Consider the following 26416-nt stretch of genomic DNA (forward strand, 5'->3'; position numbering starts at 1 on the left):
GATGACGGCGTTCGCCGGTCTAAGCGAGGCGGACGCACAGGCACGGCTGCAGGCCGAGGGACACAACGAACTCCCCCAATCCGATCGGCGTACACCGTTTCGAATAGCGATCGAGGTGGTGCGCGAGCCGATGCTGGCGCTGCTCCTGGTCGGCGGCATCGTGTACCTGGCGCTCGGAGATCTAAAGGAGGCGATCATCCTGGTCGCCTTCGCGACGATGTCGATCGTGATCACCGTGGTGCAGGAGAGCCGCACGGAGCGGGTTCTGGAGGCGTTACGCGACCTTACGAGTCCCCGTGCGTTGGTCATCCGCGACGGTCGACGCCGGCGAATCGCCGGCCGGGACGTCGTGCGCGGCGACCTGATCATTCTTTCGGAAGGTGACCGGGTGGCCGCCGACGCCGTGCTTCTGCATTGCCAGGACATGCAGGTCGATGAATCCACCCTGACCGGAGAGTCCGTCCCCGTGCGAAAAGTCGCATGGGACGATCGGGCGGGAAGCGGGCTTCGGCGCCCTGGAGGCGATGATCTGCCGCAGGTGTTCTCGGGCTCGCTGGTGGTGCGCGGCTCGGGAACGGCTGAGGTGACCGCCACCGGCCAGCGCAGCGAGATTGGCAAGATCGGCCAATCGCTGGTCGCTCTGGACATCGAGCCTCCGCGCCTGCAGGCGCAGACCCGACGCCTTGTCCGCCTGTTTGCCATCCTCGGCGGCGTGGTCTGCGTGCTGGCGGTCCTGCTTTACGGGATCACGCGCGGGGGCTGGCTGGACGCCGTGCTGGCCGGAGTTGCGCTCGGCATGTCGATGCTGCCGGAAGAGTTTCCGGTCGTCCTCACCGTCTTCATGGCCATGGGTGCGTGGCGAATTTCGCTGGCGCGGGTACTCACCCGACGGGCGGCGGCGATCGAAACCCTGGGCTCCGCGACCGTGCTGTGTACCGACAAGACCGGAACCCTGACCGAGAACCGGATGACGATCGTCGAGATGCGGCTGAAAGACGGTCTCGCGCTTCGTCCGCAGCACGGGACGGAAATGCCGGCGCCGTTCCGGACGCTGGGCGAGTTTGGCCTGCTCGCGAGCGCGCCGGAGCCGTTCGATCCGATGGAGCAGGCATTCCATGCCCTGGCGCGCGAGCGGTTGGCCGACGCCGGCTACCGGCATGCGGACTGGAAGCTGGTGCATAGCTACGGCCTTCGGCCGGACCTGCTCGCGATAACCAATATCTGGCAGCCAAACGGCGATCGGCACGCATCCGTCGTCGCCACCAAGGGCGCGCCTGAAGCGATCGCGTCCCTTTGCAGACTGAGCGCCGCCGACCGCGCGGCGCTGTCGCGGTCGGTAGACGCGATGGCCTCCGCGGGCCTGCGCGTGCTGGGTGTCGCGCGCGCCGCGCATGCGGGAGCCGATTGGCCGGATTCGCCGCGCGAATTGGCGTTCGAGGTCCTCGGACTCGTCGGCCTGGCCGATCCACTGCGGGCTGGCGTCGTCGAGGCTGTCCGCGAATGCCGGTCGGCCGGTATCAAGGCCGTGATGATCACCGGCGACTACCCGGCGACCGCAACAGCGATCGCGCATCAGGCCGGCCTCGAACGCGGCGAAGTCGTCACCGGCGAACAACTCGAGGAGTTGAGCGCTGCGGAATTGGCCGGCCGGGTGGAAACGACGCACGTCTTCGCCCGGATCATGCCGGAGCAGAAACTTCGCATCGTCAACGCCTACAAGGAGAACGGCGAGATCGTGGCCATGACCGGCGACGGCGTCAACGATGCCCCTTCGCTGAAGGCGGCCCATATCGGCATCGCCATGGGCGGGCGCGGCACCGATGTAGCGCGCGAGGCATCGGCGATCGTGCTGCTCGACGACGATTTCGGCTCGATCGTCAAGGCGGTGCGCCTCGGCCGCCGCATCTACGACAATCTGCGTAAGGCCATGAGCTTCATACTCGCCGTTCACGTGCCGATCGCGGGACTGGCCCTGCTGCCGCTGCTGTTCGGCCTGCCCCTCCTGTTCGGGCCGATCCATATCGCGTTCCTCGAAATGGTGATCGACCCGGTCTGCTCGCTGGTGTTCGAGGCCGAAACCGAGGAAGACGATGTCATGCGCCGACCCCCGCGCGATCCCGACGAGCCGCTGTTCTCATGGCCGCTGGTCGCCTGGAGCGCGCTGCAGGGAGCGCTGGCCTTTGCGCTCGTCGCCGCCATCTACGTCATCGCGCTCCGATCCGACATGCCAGTGCCGGAAGTGCGGGCGCTGGCATTCGTCTCGCTCGTCGCGGTGTTCGTCAGCTTGATCCTCGTCAACCGCTCCTTCAGCGCCTCACTGCTGACCGCGCTGCGGCGGCCAAACCGCACCCTGGCGGCGGTACTTGCCGTCGTCGCCGCGATCCTCGCCGTTGTCCTGCTCTGGCCGACGGCAAGCAGGCTCTTTACTTTCGGGCCCCTGCACGCCGGCGATCTCGCCCTGGCGCTCGGCGCCGGCGCAACCGCGCTGGTGCTCCTCGAAGCGCTGAAGCCGGTACTACGCCCTTGGATCCAGTCCCGGAACTGATACCTCCAGCCCCTTGCGATGAATCAAATGCGCCGGCCGACAGGACGCTAGATTGTGTCGCGCAAAAGGAGAATCTGATGGCATTCAAGGATATCTTGCTCACGCTGACCAGCTATCCCGACCCGACCCCGGCGCTGGTGGTGGAGGACGCGGCTTCGATCGCCGCCGCTTTCGGCGCTCACCTTGCCGCCGTTGCCTGCGAGGCGCATGTCGATATCCCCGGGCATTTCCTGTCCGGCTCGATCGCCGATGTCCCCGGAATGATCGCGCGCGAAGCCGACAAGAGCCGCAGAAACGCCAAAGACCTGCTGGCTGCGTTCGACGCCGCCGCCGAGAAAGCCGGCCTTCTCCACGAAACCTATCTTGAGAAATGCGCGACTTTCGCTGTGCCGGACCTGCTGGTCGATTATGCCAGGCTTCGCGACCTCACCATCGTGCCCGTACCGGAAAGCTACGACCAGTGGTATGCCGAAACGGTAATATTCGGATCGGGCCGGCCAACCCTTGTGCTGCCCGAAAGCCCCCGCCCGCGGCCGTTTGAGCTCAAAACCGTTGCGGTCGCCTGGGACTTCAGCCGCGCGGCGTCCCGGGCGGTGTCCGACGCGATTCCCATGCTCGAAAAAGCCAGCAAGGTACGCATCGTCACCGTCACCAATGAGAAGAAGCTGGACAGCAAGCATTCGGCGGAGGAACTGGCCAAGAACCTGGCGCGCCATGGGATCGATGTGGTGCTGGACAAGGTCGATGCCGACGGCCGGCCGATCGGCGAGGTACTTGAGGCCTATTGCGTTGCGCACCGGGTCGACGTTCTCGTGATGGGCGCCTATGGGCACTCACGATGGCGCGAATTCGTTCTGGGTGGCGCAACCAAGAGCCTGTTGTCGAAGCCGCCGCTCCCGATCCTGTTTTCGCATTGACACACCGCCAGCGGCCTTGAAACGCCGCGGAGTCCAGATGGCCGAAGGCAGCGATACGGACAATTCCCGCCCGCCACTGAAAGTCCGCCGCGTCAGTCTCGACACCGGACGCGAGAACATCGTGGTGATCTCGCGTCACTCCAGCGCGCTGCGGCCGGAAATATTCCGCGGCTTCAGCCGGGTCGAACTGAAGCGTGGCGCGAAAGCGCTGCTTGCGACGCTCCTGATCACGGACGACGACGCGCTGGTCGGATCCGACGAAATCGGGCTTTCCGAGCCGGCATTTCGGCGCTTTGGCGAAGCTGCCGGCAGCCTGGTCACGGTCAGCCCCGCCGCCTCACCTGAAAGCCTCGATGCAGTTCGCGGCAAGATTCAGGGGCGGGCGTTCAAGCCGGCCGAAATCGACGCCATCATCAACGACCTCTCGCATTATCGCTACTCGGACATGGAGATCGCCGCATTCCTGATTGGCTCTGCGAGTTTCATGACCAGCGGCGAGCTTCTCGCCCTGGTCCGGGCGATGGCCGCGGCCGGGACCCAGCTGACATGGCCGAACCCGATCGTCGTCGACAAGCATTGCATCGGCGGGATACCCGGAAACCGCACGTCCATGATCGTCGTCCCGATCGTCGCAGCGCACGGCCTCACCATTCCCAAAACCTCGTCGCGCGCGATCACCTCGCCCGCCGGTACCGCCGACACCATGGAAGTTCTGGCCCGGGTCGACGTATCGGCCGAGGAGATGAAAGAGATCGTCGCCGCGTGCCGCGGTTGCCTGATCTGGGGCGGGCACGTCAATCTGTCACCGGCCGACGACATTCTCATTTCCGTCGAACGCCCGCTGTGTATCGATACCCGCGAGCAGATGGTTGCCTCGATCATGTCCAAAAAGCTCGCGGCTGGCTCGACCCATCTCCTGATCGACCTGCCGGTCGGTCCAACGGCAAAGCTGGCGAACGCCACCGAAGCGATGCGGCTGCGCAAACTGTTTGAGTTCGTCGGCGATCATTTCGGCATCGCGGTCGAGGTGATCACCACCGATGGCCGCCAGCCGATCGGCAACGGCATCGGGCCGGTTCTCGAGGCCGAGGACGTCATGGCTGTCCTTGCCAACGAGGCGAACGCACCCGCCGACCTTCGCGAAAAATCGCTGCGGCTCGCCGCGCACCTCCTGGAATACGACCCGCAGCTTCGCGGCGGAACGGGTTACGCGCGCGCCCGCGACTTGCTCGAGAGCGGCGCGGCCTTGAAGAAGATGCAGGGGATCATCGACGCCCAGGGGCCCTCGGCCTGCCGCAACGATATCGGCAGACTGACCTTCGATGTCCGTGCCGGCGGTGACGGCGACGTTTCCGAAATCGACTGCCTGCAATTGAACCGTCTGGCGCGAACCGCAGGCGCCCCGATCGACAAGGGGGCGGGCATCAAGCTGTTCCGCAAGATCGGCGATCGCGTCGAGAAAGGGCAGCCGCTCTATCGAATTCACGCCTACGACCAGGCCGAACTCGACCTCGCCGTTGCCGCCGCCAAACGCAACAGCGGCTATGCGATCGGCGCCCGGCATCCGGCATCCAGAGAGACGGCGCCATGAGCGCCGCCATTCAGAGCCTGCCATCGTCCTCGCGCGACGCGGCACGCCTCGCCGCGCGGCTCGACATCCCCTTCAACGAGATCACCATCCATACCTTTCCCGACGGCGAAATGCGGGTGACCACCTGTCCGGCAGCCGCCACGACCATCATCTACGCTTCGCTCGACCGGCCAAACGACAAGCTCATTGCGCTGGCGCTCGCCGTCGAAGCGCTGCGGCGCGGCGGCGCGAAACGTCTCGTGCTGGTAGCGCCCTATCTGTGCTACATGCGGCAAGATACGGCCTTCCATGCCGGCGAGGCGATCAGCCAGAAGGTCATCGGCCTGTTCCTCGCGCGTTGCGCGGACCGCGTCATCACGGTCGATGCGCATCTGCATCGCACGCCCGACATCGGGGCCGTGTTTCCCGGCATCGAGTCCGATAATCTGTCGGCCGGGCCTGCGATATCGGAAACGCTGCGCAAGACCGGCCTAGATCCCACGACGGTGTTAGCGGGACCGGATGCGGAATCCCTGCCCTGGGTCCGCAATCTCGCCGGCCGGCTTGGCCTGTCGCATACCGTTGCTCAAAAGATCCGCCGCGGCGACCGGTCCGTCGCCATCACCTATCCAGATCCAGCGCGCATTGCCGGCCGCCCGGCGCTGATCGTGGACGACATCGTCTCATCCGGCGGCACCATCATCGCCTGCGCCAACGCGCTCATCGCGGCCGGCGCAATCACCATCGATGCGGTGGTCACGCACGCGCTGTTCTCGGAACAACTGTGCCGGGAGATGACCTCATCAGGCATCCGCTCGATCCGATCGACCTATAGCGTTCCCCATTCCACCAACGCCATTTCGCTCGATGACCTGTTTGTCGATGCCCTCAACGGCGAACTGATGCGCGCGGGCACTGCGGAGATTTCACGATGGGAGTGACCATCCGGTTTTGCGGCGCGGCGCGTACCGTCACGGGCTCGTGCTATCTGTTCGAGACCGGCGCGGGACGCTTTCTGGTAGATTGCGGCCTGTTTCAGGGACAGAAAACCCTGAAGGAACTGAACTATAGGGACTTTCCGTTTCGCCCCACCGAGATCGATGCGGTGCTGCTTACTCACGCCCACATCGATCACAGCGGGCTGCTGCCCAAACTCGTGCGCGACGGCTTCGCCGGCCGGATTCACGCGACGCGCGGCACCATCGACCTGTGCTCATACATGCTGCCAGACGCCGGCAGCATCCAGGAATCGGAGGTCCTGGCGCTGAACCGGCGTAACGCCGCCCGCGGACGCGCCCAGGTCGATCCGATCTATACCCAGGCCGACGCCATCGCTTCGCTGCAATCCTTCACCCCGGTCGAGTACGAAACATGGATCGACGTGATGTCAGGCGTTCGCGCACGCTACTGGAATGCCGGACATCTGCTCGGCTCCGCCTCGATCGAGATCGAGTTTACCGACGGAAGTACGTCACGAAAGCCGATGCGCGTGCTGGCATCTGGCGACATCGGACCGGACGCGAAACTGCTGCAGCCAGATCCCGACGCGCCCGCGGGCTTCGACCATGTGATCTGCGAATCGACATATGGCGACCGGGAGCGGCCTGCGACCACGCCCGATGCACGCCGCGCGCGTCTGGCCGAGGAGGTCCGCGACGCCGCTGCGCGCAAGGGCGCGCTGCTGATTCCGGCCTTTGCGGTCGAACGCACCCAGGAACTTCTGGTCGACCTGGTCGCGCTGATGGAACGCGGCGACCTTCCCCCTGCTCCGATTTTTCTGGATTCGCCGTTGGCGATCCGCGCCACCGAGGTGTTCCGCAAGCACGCCGAAAGCCTTGATCCCCAGGTCGACCTCCAACGGCTGTTGAGTTCGAGCCAGTTGCGGTTCACCGAAACGGTCGACGAGAGCAAGGCGATTGCGAGGTTGACCGGCTTTCATATCGTTATCGCAGCCAGCGGCATGTGCGACGCCGGGCGTATCCGTCACCATCTCAGAAACTGGCTTTGGAACGCCAAAGCCACGGTGCTGCTGGTCGGATTTCAGGCCCGGGGGACGCTTGGCCGGTTCTTGGTCGATGGCGCAAAGGCCGTGCGTATCCAGGGCAACGAGATCAAGGTCGCGGCAAGCATCCGCAGCATCGACGACTATTCCGGACACGCCGACGGAGCGGAATTGGCGCGATGGATCGGCGCGCGCCGACCGATACGGCGCGGCCTGTTTCTGGTCCATGGCGAAGAGCCGGCCGTTGCCGGCCTTGCCGAGCGGGTTGCCGAACGCATCGTTCCGGCAGCGAAGGTGTTTCAACCGCTGCTGGATGACGTCTACGAATTGTCGGCCGCCGTGCCGATGCCGCTTGACGCCGCCCGCCGCCGCCGTCTGGCGCCCGAGGCCGTGGTGGCGCTCGACTGGCACAACGACATGTCGAAGCTCGTCCTCGACATCAACGACCGGATCGAGGCCGCCGCCGACGACCGCGCTCGCGGCGTCATTATCCGGCGCCTGCGGCGCGCGCTGGAGGAATAGCGCTTCCGAGTAGGGTATGCCTCGCATGGGTACTGGCGCACGACACCAACCTACAGTGCGAGCCTGACGTTGTAGATATCGTGATCCGCCGGATCCGGCGCCACATCGAACCCGAGGCTCCGGCACATCTCCAGCATGGTCGTATTGTCGGCCAGCACGTCGCCGGAGATGACCTTCAGTCCCTCGGACCTCGCATATTCGATGATGAGCTGCATCAGGGCCCAGCCGAGTCCCCTGCCCTTGACATCCGACCGCAACAGGATTGCGTATTCCCCGCTCTGATAGATCGAGTCCGAGTGGATCCTGACCACGCCCACCAGCTCGCCGGTCGCTTCGTCCAGCGCCACGAAGGCCATTGCCCGGGCATAATCGAGCTGCGTCAGCCGGGCGATGAATTCGTGGGAGAACTCCTTCATTGGCGCGAAGAACCGCAGCCGCACATCCTGGATCGTGACGTGGCGCAGCATCTCGTGGATCAGCGGCTCGTCCTCGGGCCTGATCGGGCGAACGAGTGCCCGCCAGCCGTCCTTGACCTCGATATGGCGCTGCCATTGCGACGGATACGGCCGCACGGCGAAGTTGGCCGGGCCCGCCCCGCGAAACTTCCGATCCACGCGCCCGACCGCGACGCGGGCGTCGACGGCGAGCACGCCTTTCTCGTCCGCCAGCAGCGGATTGATATCGAGCCCGCGTATTTCTGGAATGTCGGCGGCCATCTGCGCCAGCTTGACCAGAACCATCGCGACCGCGTCTTTCTTCACCGCCGGCACATCGCGGTAGGCCGGCAACAGCCGCGAGACGCGGGTGCGTTCGATCAAACTGCGCGCCAGTTGCAGGTCAAGCGGCGGAAGCGCCAGCGCCTTGTCGTTGATGATCTCGACCGCCGTCCCGCCACGGCCGAAGACGACGACGGTGCCGAAGGTCGGATCGTCCGCCAGCCCGACGATGAGCTCGCGCGCCTTTGCCCGCACCACCATCGCCTGAACCATCACGCCCTCGATCCGCGCCTCCGGCTGCAGCGATCTTGCCCGCGCCAGAATTTCGACCGCCGCCTTGCGGACCGCGTCGGCGCTGGTCAGATTGAGGACAACGCCGCCGACGTCCGATTTGTGCAAGATGTCGCGCGACATGATCTTGAGCACGACGGTGGAACCCTGCGCAAACAACGCCGTGGCGTGAGCGACCGCCTCGTCCGCATCGACGGCCGCAAATGTCGGCACGACGTCAATGCCATAGGCGTCCAGCAGCCCCTTGACCTCGATCGGATCCAGCCATTGCCGGCCATCTGCCATCGCGGCCGCGACGATCCGGCTTGCGGCCGCCGCGTCCGGCGCAAATTCGTCCGGCATGGCGGGCGGGACCCGCGCCAGCGCTTCCACCAGTTCCCGATGGCAGACCAGGTGCATGAAACCACGCACCGCATCGTCTTCGGTGGGATAGTTCGGAATTCCGGCGCTGCTCAGCAGGGCGCTGATCGAATGATCCGCGCCGACCCAGACTGCGAGCACCGGCTTGGGCGACAGGCGATGTTCGGCGCGATATTTCCGGACCACGCCGGTCACAGTCGCGGCGATCTCGTCGGCGCGCGCGATTGCCGTCTGCACGTTCATGACCAGGACGGCGTCATTGCCGGCGTCGGCGAGCAGAACTTGGAGCGCCGCGGCGTAGCGGGCGGGATCAGCGTCGCCGATGATGTCGACCGGATTGGATTTCGACCAGGTCGGCGGCAACACCGCGTCCAGCTTCTCGTGAATCGCGGGCGATAGGCCGGCGGGAACGCCGCCCAGTTCGACCAGCCGATCGACCGCGAGCACGCCGAGGCCGCCGCCATTGGTCAGGATCGCGAGCCGTTTACCACTCGCCGCCTTGACCCGCCCGAGCGTCTCGGCACAGTCGAACAACTGGCGCAGGTCCGAAACCCGCAGGATGCCGGCGCGCTGAAACGCCGCCTCGTAGACCGCGTCCGCGCCCGCAAGCGCCCCGGTATGGGTCGCAGCCGCTTTGGCGCCCTGTGCCATGCGGCCCGACTTAACGACAAACACCGGCTTGACCCTGGCGGCTGCGCGCGCGGCAGACATGAACTTGCGGGCATCACCGATCGCCTCGACGTAGAGCAAAATGGCCTGGGTCGCTTCGTCCAGCGCGAAGTAGTCGAGCAGATCGGCGATATCGACATCGAGCTGATCGCCAATCGAAACGATTCCGGAAAAGCCGATCGCGCGCTGCGCCCCCCAGTCGACCATGCCGGCGGCGATGGCGCCGGACTGGGAGATCAGCGCAAGGTTTCCCGACGCCGGCATATGCGCGGAAAAACTGGCATTCAGACCGACGCCGGGCATCATGATGCCGAGGCAGTTCGGCCCGATCAGCCGCATGCCGTATTTTCGCGCGGCCCGTTCCGCCGCGTCGGCCAGCGAATCCGGTCCCTGGCCAAGCCCGGCACTGACGATCACCGCGCCCGCCGCGCCGCTGCGACCGGCCTCATCGACAAGGCCGGCGATCAATCGCGCCGGCGCGGTGAGCACGACGAGCTCCGGCACAAACGCCAGCTTGGCGATACTGCCGACGGCCGCGACGCCGTCGATCTCGGAGTAGCGCGGATTGACGAGGCCGAACTCGCCCTTGAACTGCGCCTTGCGAATATTGTTCAGAATGGCGCGGCCGACCGAGCCCTGGCGCGGACTGGCGCCGACCAGCGCGACGGAGCGCGGCGAAAGCAGGTTCTTCAGGCGGTAGGTAGACATCAGGCTTCCGTATCCGTCAGGCTGCATCCCCGAGTGAACGCCGGGAGTGTTCAGCCCAATGTGTCCTTTGCGCGACATGGTAGTCCGGCAAGGTCTCGGCCCGATGACGGTTCTGACCTCGCGGAGCTTCACCAGCCTGCACGTCATTGACACAGATCAACGCCGACCGCGACACTGCATGATGTCATTTCGTGATACTCATGCAACGGCCAAGAGGAACGCTTCCATGCCGCTAAATGTCGGAACGGTTGACCGGTATCTGCGGGTCGTGCTGGGGTTGGTGCTGCTCGCCTATGCGTTCCAGGATGGCCTTGCCATCCAGGGATGGCGCTGGGCCGGGCTAATCGGCGTGGTTCTGCTCGCGACGGGATTCCTCAGGAGCTGCCCGCTCTACTCCATCCTGGGCATTTCAAGCGCCCGCACCAACAAGTAGACCGGGTGCCCACGGCATACCCGCGCCGTCATTCGCGCACATAGTCGCCGGGTGCTTGGATCAAGCTCGTCTCATCGGTGGTTTCGAGGCCCATCCGCGGCGGGTCGATCCGCTCGCCCGATAGCGCGGCCAGCCACCTCGTCCATTCCGGCCACCACGATCCCTCAACCGTTGTGACGGTCTTGAGCCATTCGTCGGGGCCGGCATAGGTGGCGTCGGCCGCCTTGGTTCCGGCGCGATAGCTGTGGCCCTGTTCGCCGGGGGGCGCCACGATCCCTGCATTGTGACCGCCGCTGGCAAGCAGGAAGGTCACGTCGGCATCGACCTGATAGTGGATCTTGTAGACCGATTTCCACGGCGCGACGTGATCGCGAACGGTCCCGACCACGAACATCGGCGTGTGAATATCCGACAGCGAGATCGGCTTACCCTCGACCATGTACCGGCCTCCGGCCAAGTCGTTGTTGAGGAACAGCTTGCGCAGATATTCCGAATGCATCCGGTACGGCAGGCGGGTCGCATCGGCATTCCAGGCCATCAGATCGCTGGGCGCCGCCCGCTCTCCCAGCAAATAGTCGCGGGTGAGCCGCGACCAGATCAGATCGTTGGAGCGCAGCAGCTGGAACGCGCCCGCCATCTGCGTGGTGTCGAGGACGCCACGTTCCCACATCATGTCCTCCAGAAACGCGACCTGGCTCTCGTTGATGAAAAGCGTCAATTCGCCGGCTTCGGTGAAGTCGGTTTGCGCCGCCAGCAAGCTGATCGACTTCAGCCGGTTGTCGCCGCCGCGCGCCATGGTCGCCGCTGATATCGCCAGCAGCGTCCCGCCGAGGCAGTAGCCCAGCACATGAACCCGGCGGCCGTTGACGATACCGCCGATGGTGGCGAGGGCTGCTTCAACGCCGAGCTTTCGATAGTCGTCGAAGGCGATATCACGATCGGCGGCGTCCGGATTTCGCCACGAGATCATGAAAACGGTGAAGCCTTCGCCGGTGAGAAACTTCACCAAGGAATTCTGCGGCGACAAATCGAGGATGTAGTACTTCATGATCCAGGCCGGCACGATCAGAATCGGTTCCGGATGCACCTTGTCGCTGGTCGGATAGTACTGGATCAACTCGATCAGTTCGTTGCGGAATACGACCCGGCCGGGCGACGTCGCGACGGTTTCGCCGACGACGAAGCCATCAGTCCTGACGGATCCAAGGCCCGCCGCCGCAAGGCGGGCCCAGTCACTGCGCAAGTTCTGCCATCCGCGCACGAAATTCGCGCCGCCGCTCTCCAACGCTTTCCGCAGTACCTCCGGATTGGTCGCGGCGAAGTTAGAGGGTGACAGCACGTCGAGCATCTGCCGCACCGAAAACTCGACAATCGCTTCGTTCTGCTTTGCCACCCCGCGCACGCCGGTCGTCGCGTCATGCCACCATTTCTGACCGAGCAGAAACGCCTGGGCCATGAGATTGAACGGCGGATGTTGCCATTCAGGCCGGTCGAAACGCCTGTCTTGCGCTTGCGGCTTGATCAGCGACCACGGGGCCTGCCCCGCCGCGAACAGGCGCCCGGCGTCCACAAGCGCTTGCTGTGAAATCTCGATCTGTCGCTGCGGCGAGGAGGCCAGATGCGCGAGCCAGTCCGTATAGGCCAGCACCAGCGCGACCGGCGAAATGCCGCCGCTCAGGCGCGCGGTCATCGCATGCAGGGCGCGATCGGCCTGATGCGCTTCGGCCGGCGCCACTGGTGAGGCCGGCGGCTCGGGAGGCACCGCCGGCCGCACTTCGCTCCGGCCCGCGGCATGGTTGCGAAGCGGCAATACGGTCACTTTAGCCGTCGGCGAGTTCGGTTCCGGACGGATGCTGTTCATCGCTCGCCTTTACGCTGGTACATAGACAACCGCGTCAGTTCAGCGAACGTCCGTTGATCAGGTTGGACGTCGTCGCAATCATCCGTTCGCCGTGCTTGAACAGCCGCTCGGAATCGCGACGGAAGAAGTCGAGCTGGTGCTGGCCACACTCCTGGCACAACGTCCTGACGTCCTTGACGGAATGCGCGCCCGCCATTTTCGCGACGAACTCCGTCAAGAGATGCATTTCTGTCCGCGTTCTCTCCATCATCGCGTCGCTGACGAACATGAGCTCCTCGAACATCATTCGTTGCGTACCGAACATGAATTCGAGCATGCTCTGGTTCAATCTGGAGGCCTCCGCCTCTGCGGCCGACTGGGATGGACCTGACGAGATCCGTTCGGACAACTCTGCCATGACAACCTGCCTCCAGTTCTGGGAACTCCAACAAGCGATACGTGCCGAAACCAAGCGGTCATTGCGATGCATCAAACTGGGCGGAACAAAGCAGTCGGATCAGTGCGACATCAACACCGGTACGGTCAGCACGTTGAACATGCCTTGGGTGACGCCGCCGAGAATTCGCTCCTGCAATCGCGAATGGCCGTATCCGCCCATCACCAGCAGACCCATGTTGCTTTCCGCCGCAATCGACAGAATGGCGCCTTGAACATCGCTGCGCTCCGCCGTCAGCCGCTGGACCCGCGCCGGAACGCCGCGCCGGGCCAGATGGCGGACGAGCAGGTCTGAGGACGCCTCGCCCGCTTCCTCATTGACGGCAATCACGGTGACGGCTTTCGCGCCCATCAGGAACGGCATCGCATCGCGCATCGCACGGGCGGCGAGACGGCTGCCGTCCCAGGCGATCCCGACATGATGCGCATCGAGCGGCCCCTTGTGAATGTAGGGAACCATCAGCATCGGTCCACCGGAATTGAACAGGACCTGCTGGGGAATTTCGTTGTCGTAACTTGGCCTGGCGTATTCCGGCTGCAACACGATCGTCATGTCGTAAAGCCGGGCCAACGCTCCGATGGTCTCGCCGGCCTCGGCCGGGATCGCCGCGATGGACCTGACGGAGTAGGCTATTTCGGCGAGCTTGGCCTCGACCTCGAACACGGAAATCGCAGCGTTCGCCCTTTCCAAAGCGCGCTCCTGTTCGACTCCCATCACGGCGGCCATGGCGGCGCCGCCTCCCTCCACCAGCATTCCGGCGGCGCCCATCGATTCGTATCCGATGGCCACGGCATCGAGATGCGACCGGCGTGCGATCGTCAGTGCGACGGCGACGTCGACCACGGGCCTGACCGGACGCTCCGAGGGAATATGGACCAGAATGTTTCTGAACATCGTTCGATCTCCCAACCTTCGCAAAGGCCGCGCATCGTGCACGCCAGATACAGCGTACCCGGCGGGTGGCTGATCGAAGTTGATGCACATCAAACCCGAGACCAGCTACGTCAGCAGGCCCCGGCCTGCTTGAGGGTACGATGGGCTTTGACCGCGGCATTCAGCAGTTTTTCCCTCCGCCGGCGATAGCCGGGCGGACGCTTCTTGCCGCGCTGGCCATCGCCAGGCGCCGTGGCTTGTAGGCCAAGCTCGGCAAAGCGCTTGAGGTCGCGGAGGTCGCCCAACGCGCGCTGGAGCCGCTTCGCCGGTCCATGAAACCGGCGAAAATCGGCGCGGCGGCGCACGGCGACCGTTTCCGTCAACGCCTCCAGCATGTAACGGAAGCGCTTGGCCTTGATCCGCAGGCTGTGGCGGCGTGATTCGCCCAGGGTTTCCAGATGCCGCCCCTTGCGGATCAGCCGCCGACGCCAGCGGTTCAGTTCGCGTGCGCAATAGGCTTGGAGCGGTGCGGCACCCTCTTGCCTTGTCAACCACGATCCGTGTTCGATCCAGCTTTCCATCGCCGCGATCAGGCGTCGAAACCGGGCGGAGCGCATGCTACGAACCAGCCGGCGACCGTCTTGCCTTCGGTGTTGATTGAACCGCTCGCCCAGCGCGCGTTCCGCCCATGCCCGGTATCGCTTGTGGCGCGCGTACTCGGCGACGACGTCGCCGTCGCGCGCGGCCCCGAGAGAGATGTTCAGCCACGCGATCTCCCGTTTCAGGCGGAGCCATTCCCTGTCGACTGCAATCGGGGCAAAGAACGTGACGGCGGCGCGCAGCCGCGTGATTGCGACGCGGATCTGATGCAGGGCCTCGGCGTCGGCGGCGCCGGCACGGCCATGATGCGTCTTGATGATCGCAAGGCAATCCCGCGCAATCTCTTGCAACGCGGTCGCGCAATCATGTTCGCCCGCCGACGTCCTGGCACGGCCACGCATTCCAGCTGGGCGGCTTTTAATCATCCGTTGTCGACCGGTATGGAGGCAGTCAGAAAAGCACAGGCTCGGCGCAGGGTGTCGCCAGCCGTTCCGGAGGCGTCGACCATCGGCCAATCGACGGGCCCAATTTCCAGTGTATCCTGCTTCAGGGCAACCTCAAGTGTCGCATCGGAGGCATCGTTCTTTCTCCGTTCGATCCTGGCAAGCCGGGTGGCGAGATCTGCAGTCAGAAACAATCCGACGAAGCGCGCCCTACCCGTGATCGCCAACCTGGAAATCCTTGCCCGCTCCGATTCCCGCAGACAGGCCGCATCGAGCACTACCGAACACCCATGGGCGAGAACTCGCTGCGCAACGCTCAAAAGTCGATCATACACCTGTTCGGTGGTCCCGGCTTGATAAGCAAGGTCCGGCAGCGCCACAGTTTCGCTGACGCCGAACAGGCGCTTGCGAATAACGTCCGAGCGGACAATGAGCGCGCCGGGCGGCGGCTCGATCAGGCCTGCGAGTCCACGCGCGAGCACCGACTTTCCTGTCCCCGACAGGCCGCCGATCGCCACCAGCATTGGCGGCTTTGGCGCGATCAGTCGCAAAGCAAGATCGAAGTAATTCCTGGCCTCCCTCCGAGCCGCCTCGCCCGCCCGGGCCTGCTCGCTCTTCATGAACGACACATGCGCGCGGACCGCCGCCCGCATCGACAGGAACAGCGGCAGCGAGCCGAGGCCATCAAGATCTTCATCGCTGGCCGCGGCAAGGTATCGATTGAGCACGACGTTTGCCGCAGCACCTTGATTGAAGTGGATCATGTCCATCAGCGTAAAGGCCAGATCGTAGAGAACGTCCGTGGTGGCGATGACCGGATCGAACTCGATCGCATCGAACAGCAGCGGCCGGTTGTCGACCAGGGCAATATTGGCGAGATGGAGATCGCCGTGACAGCGCCGGACGAATCCTTGTTCGGCGCGCCGCCCGAGCAGCGATCGAAGCTGCGCCGCGCGATGGTGGCTGAGCGCGTGGAGCCGGTCGATGGCGGCGGCGTCAAGTCCGGCCACCGCGTGAAACGCCGCGGTGTTGCGGTCGATGATCGACGCGATGGAGGCGAGCCAGGCGCTGCCGTCGGCACGCGGCGCCTTGTTGTGGGAAAGCAGGATCACGTCGGCCACGGCGACCGCCAGCGCCGGATCGATCGTGGCCGAGGCCGCAATCCGGTCAAGCGCCCGCTCCTCATCGAACCGCATCATCTCGACCGCCCATTCGACCGGGATGCCAGCGCCGTCGACTTCCAGCGTACCGTCGGGCCTGCGCGTGATCGCGACGACGCGCCGGTAGAGTTGCGGGGCATTGCGGGCATTGACTTTCAGCTCCTCCTCGCAGGCACGCTTGCGCTTCTCCAGCGTCGAGTAATCCAGGAACGGCAGGCGAACGGCGCGCTTGATTTTCAGCGCCCGATCGCCCCCGAGGAAAACCATCGAGATGTGGGTGTCGATCCGCTTGCCGCCTTTCGCCGCGCCAAAGCTCGACGCATCGAGGAAATCGAGCACGCGCTGCTGGTCGGTCCCGGCGGCCCTGTCCACCTCGACCGGCCGTTGTTCGGTCATGGCTGCAACACGGCGGCGCCGGTGATCTGCCCGGCACGCAACATGGTCAAGACCTCGTTTGCCTCCCGCAGCGGAAACGCGGTCGTATGCGTCCTGACGCCGGCCTGCGTGGCGACTTTGAAAAACTCTTCTCCATCCCGGCGCGTGAGGTTGGCGACCGAAAGCAGTTGCCGCTCGCCCCAGAGGACCTGATACGGGAAGGACGGGATATCCGACATGTGAATGCCGGCGCACACCACCCTCCCGCCCTTTCGTACGGCGCGCAATGCCCGCGGAATCAGCGCGCCGACCGGCGCGTAGATGATGGCAGCGTCGAGCGGCACCGGAGGCTGGTCCTCCGACGCTCCGGCCCACTCGGCGCCGAGCGATCTCGCAAGCCGCTGGGCCTCCGCGTCGCCCTCCCGCGTGAAGGCATGGACCGAGCGGCCTTGCCATCGGGCAACCTGCGCGACGATGTGCCCGGCTGCGCCGAAGCCGAAGATGCCGAGGTGCCTTGCATCTCCCGCCATCACAAGCGAGCGCCAGCCGATCAGTCCGGCGCAAAGCAGCGGAGCGATCGCAACGTCGTCGCCTTGCTCGCCGAGCGGAAAGCAATAGCGGGCATCGGCGAGAAGATGCGTCGCAAACCCGCCGTCACGCGTGTAGCCGGTAAAGCGCGGGCGATCGCAAAGGTTTTCCCGGTTGCTCGCGCAATAGGCGCATTCGCCGCAGGTGTAGCCGAGCCAGGGAACGCCGACGCGGTCGCCCAGCTTCAGCGCGGTTACGCCCTTCCCAAGCGCCTCCACCCTCCCGACCACTTCATGGCCGGGAACGGTGGGGTAGGTAATTCCGGGCAGCTCCCCATCGACGACATGCAGGTCGGTCCGGCAGACGCCGCACGCCCCGACCTTGACCCGAACGGTCCCGGGGCCGGGCACAGGATCCTCCCGCTGCTCGAGCAGGAGCGAAGCACCCGGCGCTGTCAGGACCATCGCATGCATCTTTTGATCGCCCTCACGCAACCGTGTGCACCCTAACCTGGCCGACCTGACCCGGTTTGATCCTCGTCAAATGGAGCCTTGTTCCTGCGCTGTATCCTTGATTTTGCCAGTGCGGCTCTAGCGACTTTAACGAGGAGGCAAACATGAATGCGAAATCCGTGATCCCGGTTGGAACCCAGCGCGCGATCGCCCGCCGCGAAACCAACCCGTTCTCGCTCCTGCAGCAGGAAATCGACCGGCTGTTCGAGGGCGTAACCCGCAACATTCCCGGCCTCGCCACCACCAACATGCCCAGCATGGACATCAGCGAGACCGACAAGGCGATCGAGATCACCGCCGAGTTGCCGGGGCTGGAGAAGAAGGACGTCGAACTCAACGTCGCCGACAATCTCCTGACCATCCGCGGCGAGAAGAAGAACGAGCGCGAGGAAAAGAACAAGGACTATCACTTGGTCGAGCGCAGCTACGGCGCGTTCTCGCGTTCGGTCGAGCTTCCGGCCGGCGTCAAGGTCGAGGACATCACCGCCGAGATCGCCAATGGCGTGCTCAAGGTGACCGTGCAGAAGCCGGCGCCAAGACAAGCCAAGCAGATCGAGATCAAGTCGGCCGCGTGATACGGCACGGACGGAGCGCTCTGTTTGGAGCGCTCCGTCGTTCCTTCAAGGATGATTTAAGGCAGCTAACGGGAGATCGCGATGCGCGCCCACCAGATCATGACACGCCCCGTCGTCACCATCGCACCGGACGCCACGATCATGGAGGCCGCCAATCTCATGTTGCGGCGGCACATCAGCGGGCTCCCGGTGGTCGATCCCGCCGGCAGGCTGGTCGGCATCGTCTCGGAGGGTGACTTCCTTCGCCGCAGCGAGATCGGCACGCAGCGCAAGCGGAACCGCTGGCTCCGCTTCCTGTTCGGCGCCGGCTCCGCCGCGAATGACTACGTCCAGGAGCACGGTCGCAAAGTCTCCGAAGTCATGACCAGCAAGCCGCTCACGATCGCCGAGCAAACGCCTCTTGAGGAAATCGTGAAGGTGATGGAGACCAAGGGCGTCAAGCGCCTGCCGGTGATGCGCGGCGACAAGCTGGTCGGGATCGTCTCGCGCGCCAACCTGCTGCAGGCGGTCGCCAGCCTTGCCCGCGAAATTCCCGATCCGACGGCCGATGACGACCATATTCGCGACCGCATCATCAAGGAATTCGAGAAGAACGACTGGAGCCCGTTCGGCCTCAACGTCGTCGTGCGCGACGGCATCGTTCATCTCAGCGGCGTAATCACCGACGAGGAAGCGCGCCGCGCGGCCAAGGTGGCGGCGGAGAATGTCGCCGGCGTGAGGAAGGTTCACGATCATCTCTGCTGGGTCGAGACGATGTCCGGGATGTACCTGGAATCGCCCGAAGACATCGAGATGGCAAAAGCCGATTAGGCAGAGAAAAAGGCGGCGCGCCCCACGCCGATCTGGACGCGGCCTATACGCGGGCGGTCAGCGCCCGCATGACGTCTTCGCGCGCAATGATTCCCGCCAGCCGCTGCCCGCTATCCAGCACGGGGATGCTCTTCATCCGATGATCCACCATCAGCTGCAATACCCGTGTCAGCTTGGTTGCCGGATCGACATAGATGAATTCCGGCATCATGGCTTCCCCGACCGTTCGCGACAACAATTCGTCGTAGGCCGGAACCATGCGCCCCGGGTTGAACGTAAAGCATTTCAGGAAGTCGAATTTACTCATGATACCGACGATGTCGTCGCCCTCGCGGACCGGATAGCAGTTGAAGTCGTCGTCTTCGAACATCCGCTGCAATTCGCGCATGGTGGTGTCGCGGGTCACGGTCTTGACCGTGCGTGTCATGTACTGTCCGGCGGTGGCTTCGAGGAATCTATGCACGACAGCCCCTCGTCATCCTCAACTGCGTCAGCGGGACAGGAACGCGCAACGGCGCGATTCCATTGCAAGATGCCGGGTGACGCCACTGAGCGCCCATTCGCGCAGGCGCGAGTGACCATAGGCGCCGGCAATCACGACGCCGGCACCGACATTGGCGGCTACCTTCTCGAGCTGCTCGGTGACAACGGCGGGCCTTTCGGGAACCGTGGTGTGGGCCGCGATACCGTGGCCGCGCAGCCACGCGGCCACGTCGGCAACGTGCGACAACGCTTCGGCGCGACCATCGTCCTGCTCGGGAATTTCCGTAATCGTGACCTCCTTTGCCGCGGCCAGGATCGGCAGCGCATCAAACACCGCCCGACGGGCCTCGCGCACGTCCTTCCAGGCCACCAGGACACTTCTTAAGTCGAGCCACTGTGCCGCCGGCGGCACCACGATGAGCGGGCGTCCGGCCTGCATCACCAAGTCGCTCGGATCCGCGGCTGCGCCGGGATCGACCAGGGTCTCGGAACGGGCACCGACCACGATGATATCGGCGGCCCTCGCCTGCCGCAGCATGTAAGGTACCGGCAACCCTCGGGCGGAGCGCCACTCGACCGAAGCGGCGCGCTTCGCGACCGAGTCCCGGAATTCCGCCTCCAGTTCCGATAGCCGCCTGTGGATGGCGGCGGCTTCCTCATCGAGCATCTGCTGCGCAAAGGCGCCTTCCGCGAAATACATGGGCGGCCTGAGGTCCGCAGCGGCAATGCCCAGAACCCGCGCCCCAAAGCGTTCGGCGATATCTCCGGCCACCCGGAGGCAGGCACCGTTGGGGCGGTCGAGCGCCAGACCGACCATGACCGTTTTGTAGTCCATCACCTTCTCCAGGGCCGGGGCGGGATGCCCTTACATCATTCATCGTAAATGCCCGTCGCAAATCGAAACTGACCTAGATCAACAACCTTGCTCCTTGCAGGACATGCAGCCGCTGCCGACGGCACCGCCTCCGGCGACCTAAAATCTCATTTTACTTCAACAGGTTGAATGATAGCATGAATTTGCTCGCGGTTTCCTTGCGCATGCTTGTCGGTGTGCGATATCTGGCGTGCGGAAGCGATTGCAAAGCGAAGAATGATCGACACCAACTCACCGTTCAGTCAGCCGTTTCGCGATCAGGATCACCTCGATCGCGACGGCATCGGCGAATCCGATGTCGGCACCTGGGATCTTGAATTCTCAACCCGAAAGTTGGTCTGGTCCGACACCACACGAAAGCTGTTTGCGGTCGAACCCGAAACGCCGATCGACTACGATCTGTTTCTTTCCCTGCTCGATAGCGAGGAACGCGAGCGCACGGCAACGGCCGTGCTGGCGTCGATCAACACCGGATGCGACTTCGACATCCAGTACCGGGTACGGCGGCATTCCGATGCGGGTCACTGGGTGCGAGCATTCGGCGGCGTCGTTGGAGGCCCCGACGGCAGCCCGGCGCGGCTTAGCGGCGTCGTGATCGACATCGACCGCGAGAAACGGCTGGAGGATGCCGTCCGGACTCGCGAGAGGCACTTTCGTTCGATCCTGGAAACGGTCCCTGACGCGATGATCGTGATCGACGCGCATGGGATCATGCAATTCTTCAGCAGCGCCGCCGTGCGGCAATTCGGCTATACCGAGCCGGAGACGGTTGGAATGAACATCAGCCAGTTGATGCCGGAGCCGGACCGCAGCCGGCATGACGCCTACATTGCCCGATATCTGAGCACGGGCGAACGGCGTATCATCGGCATCGGCCGCATCGTCACCGGCATGCGCAAGGACGGCACCACGTTTCCGATGCATCTCACCATCGGCGAGATGCAATCGGGCGGCAAGCCGTACTTCACGGGCTTCGTTCGCGACCTCACGGAACAGCAGCAGACCCAGACGCGGTTGCAGGAATTGCAGTCCGAACTGGTCCACGTCTCTCGCCTCAGCGCCATGGGCGAGATGGCTTCCGCCCTCGCCCACGAGCTCAATCAGCCCCTGTCAGCAATCAGCAATTACATGAAGGGATCGCGCCGCCTGCTGGCGGGAAGCACTGACGCCAACGCTCCCCGGATCGAGGCCGCGCTCGATCGCGCCGCCGAGCAGGCGATCCGCGCCGGCGACATCATCAGGCGGCTGCGCAACTTCGTTGCGCGGGACGTCGCCGAGAAGCGGGTCGAGAGCATTTCAAAAATGGTCGAAGAAGCCGGCGCGCTCGGTCTGACCGGCGCCCGCGAGCAGGGCGTGGTGCTGCGCTTCAACCTCGATCCGACCTGCGACCTGGTGCTGGCCGACCGGGTCCAGATCCAGCAGGTGCTGGTCAACCTGTTCCGTAACGCGCTGGAAGCGATGGCGAGCTCGGGGCACCGCGAGCTGATAGCCGCAAACACCAGGGCCGCAGACGACATGGTTGAAATAGCCGTTTCCGACACCGGAGCCGGTTTCGCCGGCGATGCGCTCGCCAACCTGTTTCAGCCGTTTTTCACCACCAAGGATTCCGGCATGGGCGTCGGCCTCTCGATCAGCCGCACGATCATCGACACCCATGGCGGCCGGATGTGGGCGGAAACGAACGATTCCGGCGGCGCAACTTTCCGTTTCACCCTGCCCGCCGCGGCTGCCAAGGATACGACCGATGTCGCAACGTCATAACGTCTATGTCATCGACGACGATCCGGCGATGCGCGATTCGCTGGATTTCCTGCTGGGATCGGCCGGCTTCGGCGTGCGCCTGTTCGATTCCGCCCAGGTTTTTCTCGACGAACTTGCAAACCTGGGTCCCGGCTGCGTGATCACGGATGTGCGGATGCCGGGCATCGACGGAATGCAGTTGCTGCGTCAGCTGAAGGCCGGCGGCGGCAGGTTTCCGGTGATCGTCATGACCGGTCATGGCGACGTTCCGCTTGCCGTCGAAGCGATGAAGCTCGGGGCGCTCGATTTTCTCGAGAAGCCGTTCGAAGACGACCGGCTGATCGGAATGATCGAGACCGCCTTGCTGGAAAAGGAAAGCGGCTCAAGGAGCGAAACGCTTTCGGCCGACATGGCGGCGCGGGTTGCCTCGCTCACCCCCAGGGAACGCCAGGTAATGCAGGGGCTGGTGACCGGTCAATCGAACAAGGCGATCGCCAGGGAATATGACATCAGCCCCCGCACGGTGGAGGTCTACCGGGCGAACGTCATGACCAAGATGCAGGCGGATAACCTGTCCGAGCTGGTCAGGTTCGCGATCCGGGCGGGAATTGTCGGCGATTGAGCCAAGTCAAACCGGCCCGCCGGCAAGCGGTTTACGCTTGACACATGATCGATGCCCGAAACAGCTCCAGCTCCAGCGGAGAAACCGGAACCGGTGCTCCGCCTCGAAAATTGATGATCTACGTCGTTGATGACGATTACGACGTGCGGACGTCATTGCGTTTTCTGCTGGAGACGGAGGGATTCGAGGTCCGCACCTTCCGCAGCGGCACCGCGCTGCTGGGCTCGTCAACTCGGCACCGTGCGGACTGCCTCGTGGTGGACTACAAAATGGCCGAAATTGACGGTCTGGAACTGGCGCTCCGGCTGCGGCGCCTCGACGTGCGCACGCCGATCGTTTTGATTACGGGTTATCCGGACGAGAACATTATGGCCAAAGCGACCTCGGCCGGGGTCCGACAGGTGCTGTTGAAGCCCAATCTGGAGGAGAATCTGGTCGAGTGCGTGCGAAACGAAATTGATTCGCGCCGTGCCGCAGGCCCAACCTGAGGCTCGCCTCCGTAATGTCCCTTAGGGGATCGTGCTTAGGATATCGACCGAAATATCTGACAACCATCATCCCGGGTACACCACGCTATCCCTGCACCAAGGAGATGGCAAATGCTCACCCAGACGATCCCCAGCCCGGCAGTCCCCGCAGCCAAAGGTTTCTCTGCTTCGCGCGCTCCGGCTACCGATCCGTTCGGCGTGGTCACCCGTTGCGCAGGCGTGATCGCCACCGAGTTTTCCTATCGGAAGGAGGAAGAAATCTATGGCGAGGGCGAGCCTTCGGAATATGTGTACCAGGTGATCCGCGGCGCGGTCCGCACCTACAAGCTGTTGAACGACGGGAGGCGCCAGATCGGCGCGTTCCTGCTGTCGGGCGACGTCTTTGGCCTCGATCCCGGGTCCACCCACCGCCTGACCGCCGAAGCGATCACCGATACCACCGTCCGCCTGGTGAAGCGTCGCAGCCTTGAAGCCGCGGCCGGATCGGATGTCCGGGTTGCCCACCAACTCTGGACCATGACAGCGGGCGATCTCCGGCACGCCGAAGACCACATGCTGCTTCTCGGCCGCAAGACCGCCCTGGAGCGGGTCGCCACCTTCCTGCTGGAGATGGATCGCCGACTCGCCAAGGCCGGCATGATGGCGCTGCCGATGTGCCGCCGCGACATCGGCGACTATCTCGGTCTCACTCTCGAGACTGTGTCGCGGGCGCTGTCACAACTCAGCGACGAGGGTATCCTGGTGTTTTCGAGCGCCCGCCAGATTGTGTTGCGCAATCGCCAGCGGCTGGCCGACATGGACGCCTGAGGTTAAGATCGCGACAGCGTGCCCGCAGGAAGAGGAGTGCAAGATGAACAATTATCGCGTCTCCTTCTACAAGGAAATCCTGAATTCAGATGGCCATCGATTCAAGTGTCTGCAGCGTCAGGTCGATGTTCAGTCAGACGGGCTGTCTCAGGCACTGGTGGCGGCCGAACGGCTGGTCGACAATGAACGCTTGAACGCCGACTGCGTCGAAGTCATGCATTTGGCCGACCACCACCGATTTGAGCATTCGTCGAGCCCCTCTTACAGCCCTTGCGATACAGCGCCGACCCGCGTCGCGTCTTGATCCGATCAAGTTCGGCAATTCGCGTACACTGGCAGTTGGAATCCAGATAGTAGGTACAACCTCGCACGGCATTTTCCCGCCGAGCGTGTGAGGACGGAAGCGCTTGCCGGAATTTCGTGAGGCGGACTTCTCGCATTGCAAGAGGCAGTCACCGCTCGAAGCGCAAAAGGACGCAGGCGGAGCGAGCGCGCAGATTGCGCGTGACGCCGTGTCTCACGCATGCCACTATCTCAGCAGAAAAAAAGCCGCGCACGTCGGACGAAGCGCGGCTGCCGAGGGGGAAATCATGCGTCGGCGCGGGCGGCGGAGTTCCCCTTGTTGGCCTAACCGGTCCGTTGGCGTCGCATGGGACAACAGATCGTCCATCGTCTGCTGATTTCGTTCCCGGCCCTGCTCGGGGTCCTTTTCCTCTGTTTTTGCCTGTTGCAGGTCGTACCGGCGGATCCCGCGATGATCATCGCCGGACCCGACGCCAAGGCCGAGACGATCGCCGCGATCCGTCTTGAGCTTGGTCTCGACCGGTCGATCCCAATTCAGTTCTTCGAATACATCCTGCGCGTCCTGCGCGGCGATCTCGGCCGCTCGATCATCTCGAACAGGGAGGTGAGCGAGGAACTGGCGATGACCATCGGACCGACCGTCGAGTTGATGCTGGGTGCGATGCTGATCGCGGTGCCCAGCGGGCTTGCGCTCGGAACGCTGGCGGCGGTCAATCGCGGCCGTCTTGCCGATCGCGTCATCATGGCCTGCTCGGTGGCGGGCGTTTCCATGCCGGTGTTCTTTATCGGCCTGATCCTGATCCAGTTTGTCGGCTACAAATGGGCCTTGCTGCCGTTCACCGGCCGGACCGGCCCGATATGGGACGGTGGCTTGCCAAGCCTGATCCTGCCTGCGGCGACCCTCGGCCTCGTCCTGATCGGGCCGATCGCGCGGCTGACGCGCACCGCGGTGCTGGAAGTGCTGGGCGCCGACTTTGTGCGCACGGCCCGCGCCAAAGGGCTGCGCGAGACCGTCGTGATCATCCATCACGCGCTACGCAATGCGATGATCCCCGTCGTCACCCTGATCGGGCTGCAGGCGGCCTTCCTGCTCGGCGGCGCCGTGGTCACGGAGACCATGTTCTCCTGGCCCGGGGTCGGCCGGCTCGCGGTGGGCGCCATCGTCTCCAGCGATTTCCCGACCGCGCAAGGCGCGATCATGATCCTCGCCATCGCCTTCCTGTCGATCAACCTGCTGGTCGACGTGCTCTACGTCTATCTCGATCCCAGGGTGCAACGCCGATGAGCGTCGAAGCTCTCGAACCAGCCTTGATCGCAGAACATCCGACCGGCGCCTTCGCGCGCGCCGGTCTGCTGCAGCGGCTGGCACGCGACCGGGTGGCGGCGGCGGCCGCGATCACGCTGACCGCGATCGTGCTGGCGGCGCTGCTGGCGCCGTGGATTGCGCCCTACGATCCCTACTTCACCGACCTCACCAAGGTCATGCAGCCGCCCGGCGCCGAGCACTGGTTCGGCACCGACAACACCGGCCGCGACATCCTGAGCCGGGTGATTTTCGGAACCCGCAACACCCTGATGCTCGGGCTGGTCGGCGTGATCGTCGGCGGCCTGATCGGCGGTATCCTGGGAATCCTCGCGGCCTACTACCGCCGGCTGGACGGCTGGATCATGCGTCTGGTCGACGTCATGCTGGCCTTCCCGGCGATCCTGATCGGGCTGGCGGTCGCGGCGATCTTCGGCGCCGGCCTGGCCGCCGTGGTCATTGCGCTGGTCATTGCCACCATACCCGACGTCGCGCGGGTGGCGCGCGGCGCGGCCGTCGGGGTGATGGGACAGGAATTCATGGAAGCCGGCCGCGCCGTCGGCGTGACCGATGGCGCGCTGATCTGGCGCTACCTGACGCTGAACTGCATTTCGACGATCTTCGTGTTCCTCACCCTTCGCTTCGGCCAGATCATCCTGATCGGATCGGCGCTGGGTTTCCTCGGCATGGGCGCGCAGCCTCCTACCGCCGAACTCGGCATGATGGCGGCCCAGGGCCGCGACTTCCTGTTCATGGCCCCGCACATCGCCACCGTCCCGAGTTGCGCGATCTTCGTGATCGTGCTCGCCGCCAATCTTCTGGGCGACGCCTTCCGCGACGTCCTCGACCCGAGGCTGCAGACATGATCAGAACAGCTCTGAGCGCGGCAT

Annotated in this window: 24 protein-coding genes; 15 read left to right on the forward strand and 9 right to left on the reverse strand. The window is 64.4% G+C overall.

All coding sequences use genetic code 11. From position 1 onward, the window contains the following. The first annotated feature begins 1 nt into the window (after position 1). The 5 genes from Q0D31_RS04925 to Q0D31_RS04945 all read left to right on the forward strand — a co-directional run bounded on the left by Q0D31_RS04925 (position 2) and on the right by Q0D31_RS04945 (position 7556). Positions 2–2545, forward strand: coding sequence for a cation-translocating P-type ATPase (locus Q0D31_RS04925; protein ID WP_291845831.1), 2544 nt, complete (start codon positions 2–4; stop codon positions 2543–2545). A gap of 77 nt (positions 2546–2622) precedes the next feature. Further along, positions 2623–3462, forward strand: a complete 840-nt coding sequence (locus Q0D31_RS04930; protein ID WP_291845833.1) for a universal stress protein — start codon at positions 2623–2625, stop codon at positions 3460–3462. Between the two features lie 37 nt (positions 3463–3499). Next, positions 3500–5053, forward strand: a complete 1554-nt coding sequence (locus tag Q0D31_RS04935; protein ID WP_291845835.1) for a thymidine phosphorylase family protein — start codon at positions 3500–3502, stop codon at positions 5051–5053. Beyond that, positions 5050–5973 carry a ribose-phosphate diphosphokinase gene (locus Q0D31_RS04940; RefSeq protein WP_291845838.1) on the forward strand — a complete coding sequence of 308 codons (924 nt, stop codon included), beginning with the start codon at positions 5050–5052 and terminating at the stop codon, positions 5971–5973. Before Q0D31_RS04935 ends, Q0D31_RS04940 begins: the two co-directional genes overlap by 4 nt. Further along, complete coding sequence (locus tag Q0D31_RS04945) at positions 5964–7556, forward strand: MBL fold metallo-hydrolase (RefSeq protein ID WP_291845839.1); 1593 nt, start codon at positions 5964–5966, stop codon at positions 7554–7556. Before Q0D31_RS04940 ends, Q0D31_RS04945 begins: the two co-directional genes overlap by 10 nt. A gap of 50 nt (positions 7557–7606) precedes the next feature. Here Q0D31_RS04945 and Q0D31_RS04950 read toward each other — a convergent pair whose 3' ends face one another. After that, positions 7607–10300 (reverse strand): bifunctional acetate--CoA ligase family protein/GNAT family N-acetyltransferase, encoded by a 2694-nt coding sequence (locus tag Q0D31_RS04950; RefSeq protein WP_291845841.1) that lies wholly within the window; start codon positions 10298–10300, stop codon positions 7607–7609. 226 nt (positions 10301–10526) lie between these two features. Between Q0D31_RS04950 and Q0D31_RS04955 the strand changes: the two genes are divergently transcribed. Then, positions 10527–10733: a DUF2892 domain-containing protein gene (locus Q0D31_RS04955; protein WP_291845843.1), complete on the forward strand. Its 207-nt coding sequence runs from the start codon at positions 10527–10529 to the stop codon at positions 10731–10733. Between the two features lie 28 nt (positions 10734–10761). Here the strand turns inward: Q0D31_RS04955 and Q0D31_RS04960 are convergent, their stop codons facing one another. From Q0D31_RS04960 to Q0D31_RS04985, 6 genes are all read right to left on the reverse strand, one after another. Continuing rightward, the gene (locus Q0D31_RS04960; RefSeq protein ID WP_291845845.1) at positions 10762–12594 is read right to left on the reverse strand and encodes an alpha/beta fold hydrolase; all 1833 of its coding nucleotides are present in this window, start codon (positions 12592–12594) and stop codon (positions 10762–10764) included. 34 nt (positions 12595–12628) lie between these two features. Beyond that, complete coding sequence (locus Q0D31_RS04965; protein WP_291845846.1) at positions 12629–12991, reverse strand: hypothetical protein; 363 nt, start codon at positions 12989–12991, stop codon at positions 12629–12631. A 99-nt stretch (positions 12992–13090) separates the two neighbouring features. After that, a complete protein-coding gene (locus tag Q0D31_RS04970) occupies positions 13091–13924 on the reverse strand; it encodes a universal stress protein (protein ID WP_291845848.1) in 834 nt (277 codons plus the stop codon). A 110-nt stretch (positions 13925–14034) separates the two neighbouring features. Beyond that, positions 14035–14904 carry a CHAD domain-containing protein gene (locus Q0D31_RS04975; protein ID WP_291845850.1) on the reverse strand — a complete coding sequence of 290 codons (870 nt, stop codon included), beginning with the start codon at positions 14902–14904 and terminating at the stop codon, positions 14035–14037. A 20-nt stretch (positions 14905–14924) separates the two neighbouring features. After that, positions 14925–16502 (reverse strand): bifunctional aminoglycoside phosphotransferase/ATP-binding protein, encoded by a 1578-nt coding sequence (locus Q0D31_RS04980; RefSeq protein WP_291845852.1) that lies wholly within the window; start codon positions 16500–16502, stop codon positions 14925–14927. Then, the gene (locus tag Q0D31_RS04985) at positions 16499–17482 is read right to left on the reverse strand and encodes a zinc-dependent alcohol dehydrogenase family protein (RefSeq protein ID WP_291845853.1); all 984 of its coding nucleotides are present in this window, start codon (positions 17480–17482) and stop codon (positions 16499–16501) included. The genes Q0D31_RS04980 and Q0D31_RS04985 overlap by 4 nt, the downstream gene beginning before the upstream one ends. Before the next feature lie 143 nt (positions 17483–17625). Here Q0D31_RS04985 and Q0D31_RS04990 point away from each other — a divergent pair, with 143 nt between their 5' ends. Both Q0D31_RS04990 and Q0D31_RS04995 read left to right on the forward strand, forming a co-directional pair. Next, positions 17626–18096, forward strand: coding sequence for an Hsp20/alpha crystallin family protein (locus Q0D31_RS04990; protein ID WP_291845855.1), 471 nt, complete (start codon positions 17626–17628; stop codon positions 18094–18096). A gap of 81 nt (positions 18097–18177) precedes the next feature. After that, entirely contained in the window at positions 18178–18906 is a 729-nt protein-coding gene (locus tag Q0D31_RS04995; protein WP_291845857.1) for a CBS domain-containing protein, read from the forward strand. A 43-nt stretch (positions 18907–18949) separates the two neighbouring features. On the opposite strand, the gene Q0D31_RS05000 is transcribed toward Q0D31_RS04995, so the two are convergent. After that, positions 18950–19369, reverse strand: coding sequence for a CBS domain-containing protein (locus Q0D31_RS05000; protein WP_291845858.1), 420 nt, complete (start codon positions 19367–19369; stop codon positions 18950–18952). A 27-nt stretch (positions 19370–19396) separates the two neighbouring features. Beyond that, positions 19397–20224: a universal stress protein gene (locus Q0D31_RS05005; RefSeq protein WP_291845860.1), complete on the reverse strand. Its 828-nt coding sequence runs from the start codon at positions 20222–20224 to the stop codon at positions 19397–19399. A gap of 255 nt (positions 20225–20479) precedes the next feature. Here Q0D31_RS05005 and fixL point away from each other — a divergent pair, with 255 nt between their 5' ends. The 7 genes from fixL (at position 20480) to Q0D31_RS05040 (ending at position 26392) form a co-directional block, all read left to right on the forward strand. Next, positions 20480–22024: a sensor protein FixL gene (gene fixL, locus Q0D31_RS05010; RefSeq protein ID WP_291845862.1), complete on the forward strand. Its 1545-nt coding sequence runs from the start codon at positions 20480–20482 to the stop codon at positions 22022–22024. Continuing rightward, the gene (gene fixJ / locus Q0D31_RS05015; RefSeq protein WP_291845864.1) at positions 22008–22625 is read left to right on the forward strand and encodes a response regulator FixJ; all 618 of its coding nucleotides are present in this window, start codon (positions 22008–22010) and stop codon (positions 22623–22625) included. Before fixL ends, fixJ begins: the two co-directional genes overlap by 17 nt. A gap of 113 nt (positions 22626–22738) precedes the next feature. After that, positions 22739–23113 (forward strand): response regulator, encoded by a 375-nt coding sequence (locus Q0D31_RS05020; protein WP_291845866.1) that lies wholly within the window; start codon positions 22739–22741, stop codon positions 23111–23113. A 111-nt stretch (positions 23114–23224) separates the two neighbouring features. Continuing rightward, complete coding sequence (locus tag Q0D31_RS05025) at positions 23225–23920, forward strand: helix-turn-helix domain-containing protein (RefSeq protein ID WP_291845872.1); 696 nt, start codon at positions 23225–23227, stop codon at positions 23918–23920. A gap of 43 nt (positions 23921–23963) precedes the next feature. Further along, positions 23964–24224 (forward strand): hypothetical protein, encoded by a 261-nt coding sequence (locus tag Q0D31_RS05030; RefSeq protein ID WP_291845877.1) that lies wholly within the window; start codon positions 23964–23966, stop codon positions 24222–24224. A 345-nt stretch (positions 24225–24569) separates the two neighbouring features. Then, positions 24570–25508, forward strand: a complete 939-nt coding sequence (locus tag Q0D31_RS05035; RefSeq protein ID WP_291845883.1) for an ABC transporter permease — start codon at positions 24570–24572, stop codon at positions 25506–25508. Next, a complete protein-coding gene (locus Q0D31_RS05040; RefSeq protein WP_291845886.1) occupies positions 25505–26392 on the forward strand; it encodes an ABC transporter permease in 888 nt (295 codons plus the stop codon). Before Q0D31_RS05035 ends, Q0D31_RS05040 begins: the two co-directional genes overlap by 4 nt. The last annotated feature ends 24 nt before the right edge of the window (positions 26393–26416 follow it).

The organism is Bradyrhizobium sp., from assembly GCF_022844465.1.
Classification (GTDB): Bacteria; Pseudomonadota; Alphaproteobacteria; order Rhizobiales; family Xanthobacteraceae; genus Bradyrhizobium.